Source organism: Okeania sp. KiyG1, from assembly GCF_014132355.1.
In the GTDB taxonomy this organism is placed as follows: domain Bacteria; phylum Cyanobacteriota; class Cyanobacteriia; order Cyanobacteriales; family Microcoleaceae; genus Okeania.
In genome coordinates this window covers 32638-49623 of record NZ_BLZO01000070.1, presented here as the reverse complement: position 1 = coordinate 49623, position 16986 = coordinate 32638, and the positions used below count along the sequence as shown (strand labels likewise).

Annotated in this window: 14 protein-coding genes and 1 pseudogene; 8 read left to right on the top strand and 7 right to left on the bottom strand. The window is 37.5% G+C overall.

What is annotated here, in order from left to right:
• Positions 1–211: 211 nt before the first annotated feature.
• The 3 genes from SAGCYANO_RS14750 (at position 212) to arsJ (ending at position 2229) form a co-directional block, all read left to right on the top strand.
• Positions 212–406: a hypothetical protein gene (locus tag SAGCYANO_RS14750; RefSeq protein WP_202220769.1), complete on the top strand. Its 195-nt coding sequence runs from the start codon at positions 212–214 to the stop codon at positions 404–406.
• Between the two features lie 2 nt (positions 407–408).
• Positions 409–858 carry a PIN domain-containing protein gene (locus tag SAGCYANO_RS50325; protein WP_202220768.1) on the top strand — a complete coding sequence of 150 codons (450 nt, stop codon included), beginning with the start codon at positions 409–411 and terminating at the stop codon, positions 856–858.
• Positions 859–972: 114 nt separating this feature from the next.
• Positions 973–2229, top strand: a complete 1257-nt coding sequence (gene arsJ, locus SAGCYANO_RS14740; RefSeq protein ID WP_202220767.1) for an organoarsenical effux MFS transporter ArsJ — start codon at positions 973–975, stop codon at positions 2227–2229.
• Positions 2230–2736: 507 nt separating this feature from the next.
• Here the strand turns inward: arsJ and SAGCYANO_RS14735 are convergent.
• From SAGCYANO_RS14735 to SAGCYANO_RS47575, 3 genes are all read right to left on the bottom strand, one after another.
• A complete protein-coding gene (locus SAGCYANO_RS14735) occupies positions 2737–2988 on the bottom strand; it encodes a hypothetical protein (RefSeq protein WP_202220766.1) in 252 nt (83 codons plus the stop codon).
• Between the two features lie 186 nt (positions 2989–3174).
• Positions 3175–4095 (bottom strand): FAD-dependent oxidoreductase, encoded by a 921-nt coding sequence (locus tag SAGCYANO_RS14730; RefSeq protein WP_202220765.1) that lies wholly within the window; start codon positions 4093–4095, stop codon positions 3175–3177.
• Positions 4095–4379 carry an FAD-dependent oxidoreductase gene (locus tag SAGCYANO_RS47575; protein ID WP_202220764.1) on the bottom strand — a complete coding sequence of 95 codons (285 nt, stop codon included), beginning with the start codon at positions 4377–4379 and terminating at the stop codon, positions 4095–4097. Before SAGCYANO_RS47575 ends, SAGCYANO_RS14730 begins: the two co-directional genes overlap by 1 nt.
• Positions 4380–4979: 600 nt before the next feature.
• On the opposite strand from SAGCYANO_RS47575, the gene SAGCYANO_RS14720 reads away from it, so the two are divergent.
• Both SAGCYANO_RS14720 and SAGCYANO_RS14715 read left to right on the top strand, forming a co-directional pair.
• Entirely contained in the window at positions 4980–5771 is a 792-nt protein-coding gene (locus tag SAGCYANO_RS14720) for an aspartyl/asparaginyl beta-hydroxylase domain-containing protein (protein ID WP_202220763.1), read from the top strand.
• A 694-nt stretch (positions 5772–6465) separates the two neighbouring features.
• Positions 6466–8007, top strand: a complete 1542-nt coding sequence (locus tag SAGCYANO_RS14715) for a GMC family oxidoreductase N-terminal domain-containing protein (protein ID WP_202220802.1) — start codon at positions 6466–6468, stop codon at positions 8005–8007.
• Between the two features lie 678 nt (positions 8008–8685).
• Here the strand turns inward: SAGCYANO_RS14715 and SAGCYANO_RS14710 are convergent.
• Positions 8686–10416, bottom strand: coding sequence for a calcium-binding protein (locus tag SAGCYANO_RS14710; protein WP_202220762.1), 1731 nt, complete (start codon positions 10414–10416; stop codon positions 8686–8688).
• Positions 10417–11472: 1056 nt separating this feature from the next.
• Positions 11473–12510 carry a DMT family transporter gene (locus tag SAGCYANO_RS14705; RefSeq protein WP_202220801.1) on the bottom strand — a complete coding sequence of 346 codons (1038 nt, stop codon included), beginning with the start codon at positions 12508–12510 and terminating at the stop codon, positions 11473–11475.
• Between the two features lie 515 nt (positions 12511–13025).
• Here SAGCYANO_RS14705 and sppA point away from each other — a divergent pair.
• From sppA to SAGCYANO_RS14690, 3 genes and pseudogenes are all read left to right on the top strand, one after another.
• A complete protein-coding gene (gene sppA / locus SAGCYANO_RS14700; RefSeq protein ID WP_202220761.1) occupies positions 13026–13844 on the top strand; it encodes a signal peptide peptidase SppA in 819 nt (272 codons plus the stop codon).
• 38 nt (positions 13845–13882) lie between these two features.
• Positions 13883–14259 (top strand): annotated as a pseudogene (gene aroH / locus SAGCYANO_RS14695) (chorismate mutase).
• 605 nt (positions 14260–14864) lie between these two features.
• Entirely contained in the window at positions 14865–15323 is a 459-nt protein-coding gene (locus tag SAGCYANO_RS14690) for a hypothetical protein (RefSeq protein ID WP_202220760.1), read from the top strand.
• Positions 15324–15414: 91 nt separating this feature from the next.
• Here SAGCYANO_RS14690 and SAGCYANO_RS14685 read toward each other — a convergent pair whose 3' ends face one another.
• Entirely contained in the window at positions 15415–15699 is a 285-nt protein-coding gene (locus tag SAGCYANO_RS14685) for a YggT family protein (protein ID WP_202220759.1), read from the bottom strand.
• A 127-nt stretch (positions 15700–15826) separates the two neighbouring features.
• Positions 15827–16150 (bottom strand): hypothetical protein, encoded by a 324-nt coding sequence (locus SAGCYANO_RS14680; protein ID WP_202220758.1) that lies wholly within the window; start codon positions 16148–16150, stop codon positions 15827–15829.
• Positions 16151–16986 lie beyond the last annotated feature (836 nt).

The following is a 16986-nucleotide window of genomic DNA, read 5'->3' as shown; positions in this document are numbered from 1 at the left end:
CTTATGTATTTTCCTTCTTCCTTCTTTCTTCTTTCTTCTTCCTTCTTCAAAAAACCCTTAACTGAACTGTATTGCACTATAAATCAAATAAATAAGGAGAAAAATATGGCTGAAGTTTCTATTACGATGAAAGATATTTTTAAGCAGAGAGTAATTCCAATTATAGAGAATTTCCTTGCTACTGATAATTTGTTTGAAAATTTAGAAAGAGATGAAACGCAATATATTCGATACTTTTCTGAGAAATTGTTCTCTAAAAGAATTACAAGAAATGACTGAGGAAATACTTAGTGATAGAATCAGACGTATATTGGGAGGACAAGTATTATTTAGATTACTGAGTGATTTAACACCTAAAGAAATAGAAGAGTTTGATGCAGCAATGCGAGATTTGAGGAAAATGTAGTAATGACATATTTATTAGATACAAATATTCTAACTCCTCTTATTAAACAAGATTCTAGACTATTGGTTCGCCTTGATGATGTTAATTATAGAAGAGAAAAACTCTTTATCAGTTGTATTACGTATTTTGAAAGTAAGGGGGGCTTATTAGCAATTAATTCCCAAAAAAAGTTAGCTATTTTGGATAATTTGTGTAAAAGTAATATCAATATTTTGTTTTTAGACAGAATAGAAATAATTAATATCGCCTCTGGTATTTATGCAAATTTAAGGAACAAAGGAACCCCTATACAATTTCCTGATATTCTGATTGCAGCTACCGCAATTCATCATAATCTGGTTTTGGTTTCTAATGATTCTGATATAGCATTTCCCAGTAAGCGTGAGGTACACTTCTGGAGATCCCCCCTAACCCCCCTTGAGAAGGGGGGAACTGGAAGTCCCCCTTTATAAGGGGGATTTAGGGGGATCATTAATGTACCTCACCAGGCTGAAAACTGCTATATGTTAAGAATCGAAGGTTTAATGTTAGAAAATTGGTTACAATAGTTTAAAGTAATAAAAATCATGGCTTCTACTACAAGTGCTAGTATAAAAAATTATGCCCTAGTCACCCTTGCTTACTGGGGTTTCACCATCACTGATGGTGCTTTGCGAATGTTGGTGCTACTCTACTTCTACAACATAGGTTATACTCCCTTGGAAATAGCCTTTTTGTTCCTATTTTATGAAATTTTTGGCATCTTGGCTAATTTTTTTGGTGGTTGGATCGGTTCTCAATTTGGATTAAGAGTCACTCTTTACAGTGGTCTTGGGTTACAGGTTTTTGCCCTAATTATGCTTTCTTATGTAAATCCAAGTTGGGTACAATGGTTAGCTGTATTTTATGTCATGGTAGCACAAGCATTTTCGGGAATCGCTAAAGATTTAACGAAAATGAGTTCTAAAAGTGCTATTCGGTTAGTTATTCCCCAAGATGCTCAATCATCTCTATTCAAGTGGGTGGCAGTGTTAACTGGTTCTAAGAATGCTCTGAAAGGAGTTGGTTTTTTTGTAGGTAGTGCGCTGCTGTCATTATTTGGATTTGTCAATGCTCTGTGGATAATGGCGGGAGGGTTGTTTTTAATTTTGTTCACTGGTTTAATGTTGCCAAAGGGTATGGGCAAAATTAAGCAGAAGGTGAAATTTAAACAACTTTTTTCTAAAAGTCAGGAAATTAATATTCTTTCTGCGGCCCGTTTCTTTTTATTTGGTTCGCGAGATGTTTGGTTTGTAGTAGGATTACCTGTTTTTCTGCAAGGTACTTTGGGTTGGTCGTTTTATGAAGTTGGTGGATTTATGGCTTCTTGGGTTATTGGTTATGGTATTATTCAATCTTTAGCACCAACACTTATACAAAAATTTGGTTCTGGTGAGCCACCACAATCAAAAACTATTCAATTTTGGACGTTTACATTAACTGGTATTCCCGGCGCGATCGCTATTGCATTACAATCAGGTTTACCTGCTAATTGGGTTATTGTTAGTGGACTGATGCTGTTTGGTGTAGTGTTTGCTTTTAATTCTGCGGTTCATTCCTACCTGGTATTGGCATTTACAGATGATGATAAAGTAGCTTTAAATGTTGGCTTCTATTATATGGCTAATTCTGGTGGTCGTCTTGCAGGTACCGTTTTATCTGGGTTGGTTTATCAGATATTTGGTTTAGTTGGTTGTCTGTGGGTATCGATGTTGTTTGTGTTGGGAGCAGCTTTAGTTTCTTTGAAGTTACCCGATCCTCAACCGAGTCAAGCTATTGCTTGGAAAGCTGGTGGGGGAGATTAATCAGTTATCAGTTATCAGTTATCAGTTATCAGTGAAACACAAGTGAGTAGGTTGGGTTAAGCGAGAGCGCAACCCAACAAAAACCAAGATAATCAAGCAAGAAGTAGGTTAAGTATAACGAAGTGACACACAGGGATAATAATGATGTTGGGTTTCGTTGCTGGATAATTTTCGGTTTCGTTTTCTTCTCCTCCTGATATATTCTTTATTTCCCTTGTTTTCCCTCCTGACTCCTGACTCCTCCCTAATTATTTATAACTGTTCATCCAGACATGATATAATAGTATCTATTCTTGTAATGGGTAGTGGTAAACAAGTAATGATTTTTCTGGTCTACCTTCTGACAATTAAAGGGATGTAGCAATTAATATCCTTACATATTAGAGTGAGTTGTTGGGAATTAAGCTAAAAACATGGCTAAAACTTTTATCAGTCAAAGCTCATAGTGTTTTTAAATCCTAAAATCATACAAACCTTATATAGTAAGTATTTGAGCATTTTCACTTTTTATTTCTCAACAACTCTATTTAGGGCTACCGTTGTAATGATACCTTCTTTAGTCATTTTAGGTAGAATATCGTTTTGAATCAAAGACTGAGCATAAATCTTAGCTTTTGATATATCTTGAGCAGGAAAAGAACGAGAATCATAGTGAGTACACTCTAAAACAAACTCCCTAGAAGATCGGGAACCTGCAAGAGAATACAAAGAAAAAACAACACCACCATAAGTCCATTTATCAACTATTTGTTTATTCATAAAACTTTTTAATTGACTACATAAATTATTATACTTAAAAAAATATATAGCAATTCCCAAAAAGCGTGAGGTACAAAATTCCTGATTTTAGGGAACAGGGAACAGGGAATAGGGAATAGGATAAAAATAAAAATTTATAGATGTACCTTACGACTATGGGAAACGCTATATCAGCGCAAAGTAGCACTAAATTTCAGTACCTCTCGCTTCTTCAGCTTGAACGGTATCAGGTGTTAAATGTCGCCATCTAAACCTTTGAGAAAATTGATGTGATTTCCCTTCCACAATATCCGCTGCAATTTCTCCTAATAAAGGTGCCATTTTAAACCCATGTCCGCTGCCACCGCTACTCACAGAAAGACCTTTAATTTCTGGATGTTTATCTATCCAGAAGTGTCCGTCAAGGGTATCAGTATATAAACATCTACGAGTATACACCAAAGGTGCATCTACCAATTCGGGGAAAGTCATCTTCACAAAAGACCGCATCTTCTCTACCTCATCATCCTTAATTCGGCGATCGCTATTTTCGGGATGAAGAGGTACACCACTAGAATGTTTAGCTATTTTGACAACACCATATTTAGGCAAAAAAGGAAAACCATACCAACCAGAATTAGAAATATCGGCTGCAAAAACACTCAAATAGGGCGACGAAAAGTATTTAGGGTTTTGAGGTTTTAACCAAAAAACAGGATGACCAGTCGTTTTCATGTAAGGTTGTAGTTCTGGCAAAAGATAGGGAGTATTCGCACCTGCTGCTACCAGCGCATGACCACATTTAAAAGTATTTCCCTCTCTAGTTTTGATTCCTTGCAACTTCCCATTTTCCACAATAAAACTTTCTGCGGTTTGCCCTTGGTAAATTTCAACACCTAAAGAACAAGCATACTCAGTTAGTTTTTCTACTACCAGTGAAGATTCTACATAACCTGCTTTCGGATTAAAATTAGCATCTATGTAAACCGAGTTATTCACCATTGGAAAACGTTCTTTAATACTTTCAGCATTCATTCTGTCTGGAGAATAACCACTTTCAACGAGATTTTGGTAACTAAATTTTTCAAAGCTATGGCGATCGCTTTCTATTTTATCTTTACACAGCATTAAAAAAACCTACTTCGTGATATAATTCTTCCCCAAAAAAAATCATTCCATTCTTTCCAGCGGTCAATACATATTTCTGCCATGCGGAAATATTCTTTATCAGTACCATATTCCATACGGACAACTTTAGTAATATCAGTAGAAGCTGCTAGATGATGGGGAATGGTATCTGGGTTAATAACTGCCACTTTATATTTTCTTTTGGCTAATTCTACAACAGCAGTAATACCAAAGATGCCGCTACCTACAATTAGAAAATCATATTTTGTATTGGGATTTTTCATTAGTTTCTATAAACTTAAAGATATCTGGATTTTCAACTGATTCTGTTGGAAATATCAATTGTATAATTTTTCTATGTTTGGAATTCAATTAAATTAACTTAAAAATTTCTCCCTCTACTCGATCATTTTTTATGTCAGCTTACAAAAGTTATAGGATATTTTTCTATTTTATCAATATCTAAAAAAACTTTTTAAAATCCGTTGTTTCTGTAACCTGAAAAAATCTACCTAATTGTTTCATTACAAAATCTGGCGTTGCTGATTCTGGATATGATTTTGCCCCCTAGCCCCCCAAAATTGGGGGGAATAAAACTCTAAAAGTCCCCCTTGATCCCCCTCCCGTCCCCCGCAGGATCGGGGAAGCCAGATGTTGCTGCGCTTTTTGTTGAACGGGGATTTAGGGGCTTGACCAGAATCAAACATATGTAGATAATCGTAGGTTTATAAGAACGGATACCAAAAGACGCAGTGCTATAGACAATTTTTTAAAAAAGTTTTAATTATTCTCGACTTCCAAAATATGAGTTTGTGTACTATATTAACTTGGATTGGTTAAATAAAAACTATCCAAACAGCTTAAATTCAAGCAAAAAAAAATCTATGGTGAATCTCTCTTTAGAAACAATCAGGGCAAAATTTAGGAGAATATTAATATATGGTATTGGAGTTAAACTTCTTGCATATTATGAAAAGTTAATTCCTAAATATTCCTTGATTGGTGATACAGCATTTTTTGATTCTAAACAATTTGACTGGACCACTGAGGTAGAAGCAAATTGGGTATTGATTCGGAAAGAATTAGATGAACTCCTCAAATACCGAGATAGTTTACCAAATTTCCAAGACATTTCTCCAGACCAAGCTGATTATACTAGCCCAGATGATTTATGGAAAACATTTTTTATGTATGGGTATGGTATTAAATCAGAAAAAAATTGTCAAAGATGCCCAGAAACAACCCGTTTAATCGAAAAAATTCCGGGGATGAAAACAGCATTCTTTTCTATTTTATTACCTGGTAAACATATTCCCGAACATCGAGGTCCTTACAAAGGAGTTGTTCGTTATTTATTGGCATTAAAAGTACCTGAACCAAAAGAAAAATGTCGCATTCGGGTGGGTGATGAAACACGTCATTGGGAAGAAGGAAAAAGTATGATGTTTGATGATTCTTTTCCCCATGAAGCTTGGAATGAAACTGATGGTGTCCGTGTAGTTTTATTCTTAGACATAATGAGACCAATGCGTTTCCCTCTTTCAGTTTTTAATGAATTATTTATGAAACTAATCGCAATTTCTCCCTATATTCAAGATGCTAATGTTAATCAGAAAAATTGGGCAGACCGTTTAGAAAAATTGTTTGCACAGGAACCTGAAAAAGAGAAAGTTTAAAGTTGAAGAAGGCAGAAGAAGGAAGAAGGAAGAAGGAAGAAGGAAGAAGGAAAAATATTGCTTTGTCTGAGTTTTAATCTCTCGATCTGTCCTAACCTTTCCTTCTATTATTATTATTTATTGATGCTCTAAGCTAAATTAGAAACTTGATAGTATTGTTTTTTAATTCAGAGGTTAAGTAAGGCGATCGCTATTTTTTTGCTAGAGGTAAACTTTAAATTTTCAGCTTTTTTATATTGATAATATTTACTCCCCTTTTTGTTCTAGAAAGGACTTACGCACCAGACTCTAGAAATGGGGAGGGCGAATACCATTCGCCCCTACAAATGGTACTTTAAAAGTAAATTTGTGTAAGTCCTGCTAGGTATAAAATTTTTTGTATCTCAAATAACAAACAATTTATTAGAAATTATTCATATATATTAGTGCGAGCATCTTGCTCGCGTCAAGTGAGACGGGGACTTACGCACCAAGCGCCATATATATAGCAACCGCCAAGGCGGTTAGGACAATTAGTGCGAGGATATTGCTCGCGTCATAAATCATCATAATCACCCGATGTCCTAACTATAGTAGCGCCATATATAGTAGGGGCGAATGGCATTCGCCCCTACTGATAGCGTATTGTCTAATAATTTGCCTAAATCCTGATTTAATCAAAAACAAAACTAAAAAAATATATTTGGAGAGAGTAGTGGGTTACGATTTTGACGCAATAATTATTGGCAGTGGTGCAGGAGGAGGAACAATTGCCCATACTCTAGCAAAAGCTGGTAAACAAGTTCTCCTAGTGGAACGTGGCCCTAGATTTAGTGATGTTGAAGCTTTTCAAGATGAGCAACGAATGCTGATTAATAAAGAAGCTTTTGACGATCGCCAAATTCAAGTCAATGGACGTAACGCCCAACTTCACATCGCAGGAATATTAGGTGGTGGTACATCCCTATATGGAGGAGTACTCATGCGCCCAAGTCCCTACGATTTCCATCCAGGTAAATTTTATGACAAATGGCTACCCCGTCATCTCTGGGATTGGCCGATCGCCTATGATGATATGGCTCCCTACTTCGACCAGGCAGAAGCTTTATTTAATGTCGCCGGGGATAAACCACACAAAATGTTAAATATTGGTACGCCAAGTAATGGTTATCCGGCCACTGTTCCAGCACTCGAACCAATTAACCAACAATTAGAAAAAGGTATAAAAGCTGCGGGACTAACTCCATTTCATCTTGCCTTCGGTATAAACTTCGATACTTGTCTACGTTGTTCTAAATGTCCTGGTTTCTACTGTCCCAATGAATCTCGTGCTTCTACAGTGATGCGTACTATTGATAAGGCAGTTACTAATTATAACCTCAAAGTTCAAACTCTGACAGAGGCAGAATATTTAGTTACTAATACCAGGCAAAAAGTTACTGCTATTCGCCTTCGTTGTCGCAAAACTGGCACAGTTGAAGAACTCACAGCTAAAACTTATATTCTGTCTGCTGGAGCATTGGGTAGTCCAGTTATTCTGATGAAATCTGGTTTAACAGGGCGTAGCGGACAAGTAGGGCGGAATTATATGTATCATTGTGGTGCTTTAGTGGCGGGATTATTCAAACAATCTACTGGTGGGGCGGATAAATTTATTAAACAGTTAGGGTTTACAGACCTCTATCTTGGTTCCAAAGAATTTCCACATAAATTAGGGTTAGCTCAAACTGTACCTATTCCCGGACTTCTTTCTCTACAAGAAAATTTTCCCGTGCCAATACCTCAACCTATCGCCGAATTTCTGTTGAAGCGGATGTTGGTAATAACTGGTATTGTGGAAGATTTACCCCAACAGGAAAATCGGATAGAAGTTGGTAAGGATGGGAAAATTCGTCTGTTCCACAAATTTCATTCCTATGATGTTTTCCGTTCTCGGTATTACATGACCAAGTTAAAACGGGTTTTTCGGTCAGCAGGAGCGGTATTATGTTTTGGGGCAATGGGTCATAAGGATGATATTCATACGTCCCACCAAGTAGGTACAACTCGCTTTGGTAAAGATCCAAATACATCTGTGCTTGACCAAGACTGTCGTTTACATGACCATGAAAATGTCTTTGTTGTAGATGGTGGTTTTATGCCGAATGCTTTGGGTGTTAGTCCAGCTCTGACTATTGCAGCTAATGCTCTGAGAGTTGCAGATACTATATTACCGAAAAGCAACGTTGAGAGCAAGCGTGTTTTAACCGGGGGATGAAAACAAGCGAGTCGTTTAGACAAGACTTCTTTAGTTGTCCTGTGCTATTATCTGGATATACAAAAGTTTAGACAAAAGTAAGCAGCAAAGCATGGGTTAAACTTAAGTCGACTGTGTAGGGGCACCGCGGAAATTGTCCCCAAAGAGTATATCTTTGGTCAGCGCTCGAAAAAACGAAGCAACATGGATTTATCCTGTTGCGTAGTATCAACTTAGAATCCCCTCGGCAACAGCTGCGGGGAGTAGTCAAAAAAAGCCATAATTTGAATTTGTGGCTTCATGGCGATCGCATTTCCCTAACTAGGGTTTGCGCTCAAAAGTCTTATGGGTTAGGGTAGGAGACAGGAGACAGGAGACAACCCACCCTCGCCCCTCCCCTCCCAGGAGCGGAAGACAGGAGGAACGGGGAATTATAGAGGAGGTAGTCGGAAAAATTGTCCCTTGATTTGTCTGCCATAATCCTCCCAAAATACTAGCATGCATGAGCTTTTTCCACTGAAAAGCTGACACTTTTTCAGATAAAAAAAAGCTACAACCAATATCAGTTAATGCTTTGATGTTTAATCAGCAAGTCCTATTTATTCCTATATTCCCTGTTGCCTGTTGCCAGATGAGCTGTTGCCTGTTGCCTATAGCAATAAAACTTTGTACCTCATCCACTAGAAGACTGCTGTAAGATTATACAAAGATGAGGTCACCCTGATTAAATGATCCATTTGTAAACTCAGCAATTAAGTCATTATTAGCACTTAAGAATATTGCGGTGTTATCGGAGTTGAAGAAGTAGTCTCCCGAATTACCAGTCAGTTCAATAGTATCTTGACCCGTTTCAAAATCTTGGATATCTGCAAAGTCGCTACTACCATTGAAGGAGTAGAAAACATTGCTTCCATCACCTAGAACAATAGTATCTCGACCATTATTTCCGTTGATGATATCAATCTCACCTGCACCGGGGTTAGCACTGTTTAGATCGACCCCTGTTAAACGGTCTCGACCTCGACCACCGAAAATGCGGTCATTTCCAGCACCACCAACAAGAGTATCCCTTCCGCCTTCACCCCGGAGTTCGTTCTCTTCGGCATCACCGACTAAGTCATCACCTTGAGAGGTTCCAGTAATATCGACAAAGTTAACAACATTAAAGTCAAGATTTCCTAGTCCAGGAAGATTTTGAACAGTGAAGGTTTCGTTCGCCAAGTTAGCCACAAAAGAAGTTTGACCGCTAATTCCAGTCGAACCATCAATGGCGTTATCTTGTCCTTGCGCCCCAATAATAGTTTCTATTTCTAGAATATTGTCTGTACCTGCACTACCTTTGTTGATGACACCTCCGCGTTCTAGGGTGACAGCTTGACCTAAATCGCTATAATCAACGGTATCATCACCGCCTTGACCATCAAAGGTATCATCTCCCTGGCTGCCTCCAAAGACGTTATTACTCTCATTTCCAACAATATTATCATCGTTGGAAGTTCCAGTGGCATTCACAAAGTTGATAATCTCAAAGGTTTGATTACCCAATTGCGGAATATTCTCAACGGTAAAAGTTTCCTGAGATAAGTCAATATCAAAAGAGGTGACTCCACTGGTTCCCGTCGAACCGTCAATGGCGTTTTCTTGTCCAGTTGCACCAATAATAGTTTCGAGATTGAGAATTTGGTCAGTTCCTGCCGTTCCTTTATTTATTATGCCTGCGCGTTCCAGGGTAATAGCTTGACCTAAATTGCTATAATCTGCGGTATCGTTACCACTTCCCCCATCAAGGGTATCATTTCCTTGGCTTCCACTGAAGAGGTTGTCACTACTGTTTCCGACAATGGTATCGGTGTTGGAAGTGCCAATGACGTTAACAAAGTTTTCCACCGTGAAATTAACATTTCCTAAACCGGGAATACCTGTCACGGTGAGACTTTGTGCCGATAAATCAATATCAAAGGCAGATGTTGCGCCACCGGAAACAGTACCATCAATAACGTTATCTTGGCCTGTAGCACCAACAATGACCTCAATATTCTCAATTTGGTCTGTTCCCGCATTGCCTTTGTCAACCACGCCAACGGCTTGCAGGGTAATGATTTCCCCTAAATCTGCGTAGTTAGCGGTGTCAATGCCATCTCCACCATTGACAGTATCGTTTCCACGACTCCCAATCAGGTCATCATTTCCATTACCACCTCGGAGTAAATCTTGTCCGCCCCCTCCATCAAGCTGGTCGTTGCCGTTTCCACCTCGCAGGGTATCACTTCCTCCGTTCCCATCTAAGGAGTCATTGCCGCCATTTCCTCTAATCAGATCATCACCTGCTCGGCCTCTGATATTGTCATTTCCACCTCTGCCTAAAATTTCATCACCAACAGCAGTTCCGCGAAGGGTTTCACCAGCACTTGTACCAACAATAGTTGCCATAATTAAATTGATCGAAATCTAACTCTACTCATCTTCTAAAGAATATAATAAGTAATAAATAAAAAGTGCTTTGGTTAAAAAAATCAGCCGTATCGCTTACTTCAATTGGATTGGATTCATAGTCTTCAACAATTAATAATTAATAATTAATAATTAATAATTATCTCTCCTTGAAAAGAAGAGGATTGACTCAAAGGAAACATTTTTCTCTCTTGGTCTGATGGATATGGCGAGGTCTCCTCCTCTTAATCTTCTCCTTGCTCTGGCAGAACTCTGGGATTTGAAATATTCAGTAAAATTACTTATAAGTATTTGATAAGTATTTGAATTGAAGAAAAAATCATGGTATTTACGGGCATTTTTATGAATATTCTATCAAGTAATTCAGAGTTAGTAGGTGCTTATTTAAAGATTCAGTAAAGTTATGAATAAACCCTTGTTATTTAGGTAATGTCTATTTCATTAATTGATAATTGATAATTACCTCGGGTTTTAACCGTTACGGAATTGAATATAAGGAAATATTATTTCTTCTCTTGGTTGATTGGATATGGCGAGGGGACCTCGCCATCCCTCAACCGCTTATTTCCCCTTAAAGGGAGGCTTCAAGGCGCGAATTATTTAATTATTAATTATTAATTATTAATTATTCGGTAACTATATAAACCACAGATTTTTAAATTACTAAAAGTCAAGCTACTATAAATTTCAGGAAGGAGAAAAATTTTGAATAATCAAGTAAGCAAAAAAATTTACTAAACTGTTTACGGTCATAGACCGTAAACAGTAAATCTTTCTATTTTCCCTACTCCCCTACTCCCCTATGGGTAAGTCCTGAGATAGTTATCTTAGGGCTAAAGTCCAACTACAAACAAGAACTTAATTATCATCTGCTTACAGCGGTTTTCATATTGATGACCTCAAGTCAAAACTAAAATTTTGTAGGGATGATTCGCTTTTGCCGAGCATAACCTAGGAAATAATCCCTACTATGGTCTACCCAAATGAAAAGCACTTTAGTTAAATTTTCTCTGATATTTAAACTCCAACTTGCACTTAAACTTCCGTTGGTTCTTGTTGAGATTGTATCAATATTTTGCCAGAATTAGTATTTGAAATATCTTCTTGTTTTGAACTACTAAAATTCAACTTCTCGGCTAATACATCTCGTTGATTAATCAGATAAATACTAACTAAAGTCAAGCCCACTCCTACTGACTGTAGCGAACTCAAAACTTCTCCTAAAAAGAAATTGCCAAACAATAAAGCAAAAATTGGAGTTAGAAAAGTTAAAGCACTTAAACTGGTAAGATTTCCAGAAGAAGCAAAATAAAAGAATAAACCATAAGCGATCGCACTGCCAAAAATAGTCGCATAACCCATAGCTATCCAACCATACCCATCAATATTTACCCACTGTCCAGACTCAAACCCTGCGGAAATAGCAAGTAATGGAACACCACCTAAAATCAAATGCCAACCAGTTGCCATAACTGGGTCATTATATTTGCAAACCCAACGTACTAAAACTGTTCCTACTGCCATAGATAGAGACGCTAATAACATTAACCATTCTCCACTTTGAAACAGTGCATCTATTCCCAGAGACGCTTCTATTGTTTCTGGATGCAGCAAACTCCCGATCCATTCATCAGGTAAACCAATTAAACTAATACCAAAAACACCAATACCTAACCCTAACCAACCCCAAAATCTAATTCTCTCTTGAAATAACCACAATGATAAAATAGCTACTGCCAGAGGTTGGGAGTCAATCATCACCGAACCCAAACCAGCACCTGTTCTGACTAACCCTTGAGCCAAAAACCCCTGAAACAAAGCACCATCTACCAAGGCAAATAATAAAATCCACAACCAAGCTATTTTTCCTTGTGGTTGAGGTCTTCCCTGAATCATTCCTACCAGTAACAATAATATACCTGCTGGCAATATACGCATTGCTGCCATAAAGAATGGTGTTGTCTGAGGAATAACACCTTTCATCGCCACCATTGCAGTTCCCCAGAAGAAAAAGGGAGCAATTAATAACAGTGGTGCAAAGGGGAGTTTTGAGTTAGTCAGTTTTAGCTGCATAGTCATTTCAGTTATCAGTTATCAGTTATCAGTTATCAGTTATCAGTTATCAGTTATCAGTTATCAGTTAGCCTCCTATGGTCGGAGCTACGCTATCAGTACCTCTTGCTGACGAAATACTGAAGTTTACTTTCTCTTGGTCTCATGGATATGGCGAGGAAACCCGCTCTTATCAGAGCCGCTCCGAATGGCGCCATCCCACCCTACGGGAAGCTGTGCTACGACCGCTTTTCCATCCCCTTGTAGAGCTACAGCTCGTGGCCCAGCCAAGGAGAGATTATTGACCCTATTTTTTGGTCATTATTTTAAATATTAATATTAAAACTTTATTTACAAATTGTAACAATTTTTCGTAAAAATATGTACGATTAATTTTGTTTAACTAATAATAAGGCAAAATTTCACAATATTCATTAAATCTTATCTTGATTGACAATTTTAATTTAATATGTTATTAAAAGTAATTCAAATAATTTGTGCTATAATTAAATTTGACTTTTGACTGAATACAAAGTATGATTTGGCCATTTAAGCCTCGGTATCGTAAACAAATTGCCCGAATTGAAATTAGTGGTGTTATCGCGAGCGACACCAGAAAAAGAGTTTTAGAAGCACTGAAAACCGTAGAAGAAAGAAAATTCCCTGGTCTGTTACTGAGAATAGATAGTCCCGGAGGCACTGTTGCTGACTCTCACGAAATTTACAATGCCCTGAAAAATTTGCAAGATAAAGTCAAAATTGTGTCTAGTTTCGGCAATATCTCAGCCTCTGGGGGTGTGTATATTGGCATGGGTTCTCAACATATTGTGTCTAATCCTGGGACAATTACAGGTAGTATTGGGGTGATTTTGCGCGGCAACAATGTAGAACGCCTTTTAGAAAGAGTAGGAGTTTCTTTTAAAGTAGTAAAGTCTGGCCCATATAAAGATATATTAGCCTTCGACCGAGAAATGACAGAACCAGAAAAGCAAATTCTCCAAGACTTGATTGATAATAGTTATCAGCAGTTTGTCAAAATAGTGGCTGAGGCGCGGAATTTAGCTGTAGAAACTGTCAGAAGTTTTGCAGATGGCCGAATATTCACAGGGGAACAAGCACTAGAATTAGGTGTGGTTGACCGTTTAGGTACTGAAGAAGATGCCCGTAAATGGCTTTGTGAACTGATCAAATTAGACCCAGAGAAGACCGAAAGTTGTACCCTTGAAAAACCAAAATCTTTAGTAAGTCGAGTTTTGGGTAATAATCAGGTATCATCAAAACTGTCGGCAGCTCAAAGCTGGGTAGAATTTGAAGTCTCTACCAATGGTTTACCTTTGTGGCTGTATCGACCTTAATTTAAAATAATAAAGTTATTGATTTGGAGGACTTTGGCGTGGTGTGGCGAGTTCAAGCAATTGTGGGGCAACTACTGCCTCAGAAAACTCAAAAGAAGCCATTCAAGAGGCAGTAACGGAACTACTAGATGAACTAGAAAACCATAATCAAATAGATCCAGGCCAAATTATTAGTACGACTTTCTCTGTAACTCGTGACTTAGATGCTATTTTTCCGGCTGCGATCGCCCGCCAACGTCCAAACTGGAATAATGTACCTTTATTAGATGTGCAGCAGATGCACGTTGAAGGTAGTTTAGAGCGTTGTATCAGATTTTTGATTCATGTGAATATGCCAGAAACTCAGGCTCAAAAAATTGTTCATACCTATTTGCGAGGGGCAAAAAAATTGAGACCTGACTGGCAGAAGGCATAAAAAAAATAGCAATAGTCTGCTGCGGATTTTTTTACTACGCAACGTTACGCGAATGCAAATTATATTATTAAGACTGACTATACCCAATATACATCTCTAGAAAAGAGGGAATAGGTGAGTAGGGAGCAGGCAGTAGGCTGAAAGAATTGATTTACATAGTGCTATAGATAATCGATCTGATTTTTTACGCTCGCCAGATGTTTAATATACTCAAAGGTTACTTGAGATGCTTAGTATTACTAGACTCAATTTTTTTTGATAACCTGGGGTTGGTAATTTGAGGTATGATATCATGTCCGGATAAGAACGCGATAGAAGTCCATGACCTTTACGCTCCCCGAAAAAACTTTATCCTTCTACTCCTCTTTCTTCTTCTTTCTCCCTCCTGGGAGGGGTTGGGGGTGGGTTTACTCCTGACTCCCTCCTCCTGGGAGGGGTTGGGGGTGGGTTTACTCCTGACTTCCCCTCCCCTCCACGGTCGGGGTTGGGGGTGGGTTTACTCCTAAGTAGTTAAGATTAATATCATGCAATAATTTACCAACGCCGATAACCTTTAAAAAAATAAGCTAGAGTTATTTATAATTCTCAATCTAAATTTATATTATATGAGAGCGCCATTTTTTGCCAAAATTATTATATCTACCCTTGTTGCCATAGTCACTTGGCTCTGGACTAGCCCTGCTTGGGCAGCAATTCCAGTTAAGCTATACGATCTAGATTACAAAGAATGCCCCCCAAGTTTAGAAAAAGGAATGATTTCTAGTGGTTCTAGTATGACAGCTAATTGTTTTATTATCGGTGGTAAAGCTAAAAATACTTCTGATAAAACTTTGTATGATGCTGATGTATATGGGCGTATTTATGACGCTGATAATAATAATGTTATGGAAAATCGTACAAGACTTGGGTCAATTGAAGAAGTCCCCCCAGGTGTCACTGATTTTGAAATCAGAGTTTCTATACCCGCAAATCTACCTACTCCATTGAGACTTAAACAGTTTAAATCATCTGGCTTTTCTCATAAAGTTCGGTGGCAAACTATAGAAGAATTTGATGGCTTTTAATTCTTAAAGGCAGGTTGAGTTTGAAGAATTAATATCTTTTTTCAATCTGCCTTAAAGTTATTTCAAATGAGAGAAAACTATTTGATAAACACTAATAAGCCGCCAAGCCACTTAGTAATCCTGTCAAAATTTGAGCTACAAACTGGAGAGCAAATATAGCAATTATTGGAGAAAAGTCTATACCTCCCAAGGGCGGAATGATAGAACGAAATATATTTAGATAAGGGTCTGTCAACTGACTCAATACAGAGAATGGTGGATCGTACCAGTTAATGTTGGGGAACCAACTTAATAAAATCCTAATGAACATTAAAACTAAATATATTTGTACAAATGTTCCTAAAGTTTCCGCTAACAGTCCTATAGAGGCATTCATAAGTTTTATTATTCTGAAACTACAAACAATTAATAGATTTTAAAGTATATTTTAGCATAGCTTTGTCTTATTCATCTTTCATCCTGAGCCATCTCTAAAATCTATTTCATAAAATCTAGACTTATTCTTAATAATTTGAGGATTCTTCAGAGAGCGATCGCCCAGTATTAGCCAAGCTGCCATTAACACCATTTATTTGTTGGCGCACTTCATCAATTGCTTGATTTAACTGTGCTATTTTACCTTCCAAGCTTTGACGAGTCTCCTGTATACTTTCTGATTCTTTTGTAGCTTTTTGTGTTTCAGTATCTTGAGTCTCTAATAAATTTTCGGCCTCATCTGCATCATTAGAAACCCTTGCTCCTACTAAAATTCCCAACAATCCACCTACCAAGCCACCGACTGCTGCTCCTGCAATCAAACCACTTGCAAAACCATCTCTATTACTCATATTTAGCAAATAGCTAATTGTTTATATTAATCTTTATCCTCCAACTATAGCATATTCTTAATGGAATGTTAAAAATAAATTAATTTTGATTTATTTCAAGTGGCCAGTAATATCAAATCCAGTTGAATTATATAGTTGGGAGTAGGGGAGTAGGGGAGTAGGGAGTAGGGGAGTGGGGGAGATGAAATCTTGAAGTAATTATAGAATTATCAACAGATATTAAACATCTCCGATACGATTTTGCTAACAAATGCTAACAATGCACAGTAATTAGATTACTGAGGAGGTATCTCCCAATGTCTACAAGAAAACCTGTAGACGCTTTTAAACACTTACTTCGCCTTGGTTATCGGCTCAACAGAAGTTTTAATTACTTGACCATGAAGCGCGGCAACTTATCAGGATAGCGGTTACTTAGTGGCCTGGTTTTGCACCACAAACTACTCTATTTGCCAGATATTAGCATAATCTATACAACTAGATTGGTATAGCTGTATCATTTTATATGAACTTATGTTAATAAATATTAGTAAATCAACAATAGTTAATTAGCCTCCAAAAAAGGGATTAGGGAATAGAGAGAAAGAATTGATAAATAAGAGTGGGATAATTGATTTGATTTTTTATCTACATAATTGGGTTTAAAACCCCGCCTTTTAATTGGGAGTAGGGGAGTAGGGGAGTAGGGAGTAGAGGGAAAGAATTGATAAATAAGAGTGGGATAATTGATTTGATTTTTATCTACATAATTGGGTTTAAAACCCCGCCTTTTAAGGTAAGGGGAAATATTTTTGGAGAGTTGCTCAAATAACCGTTACAAAAATAACTTCTGACTT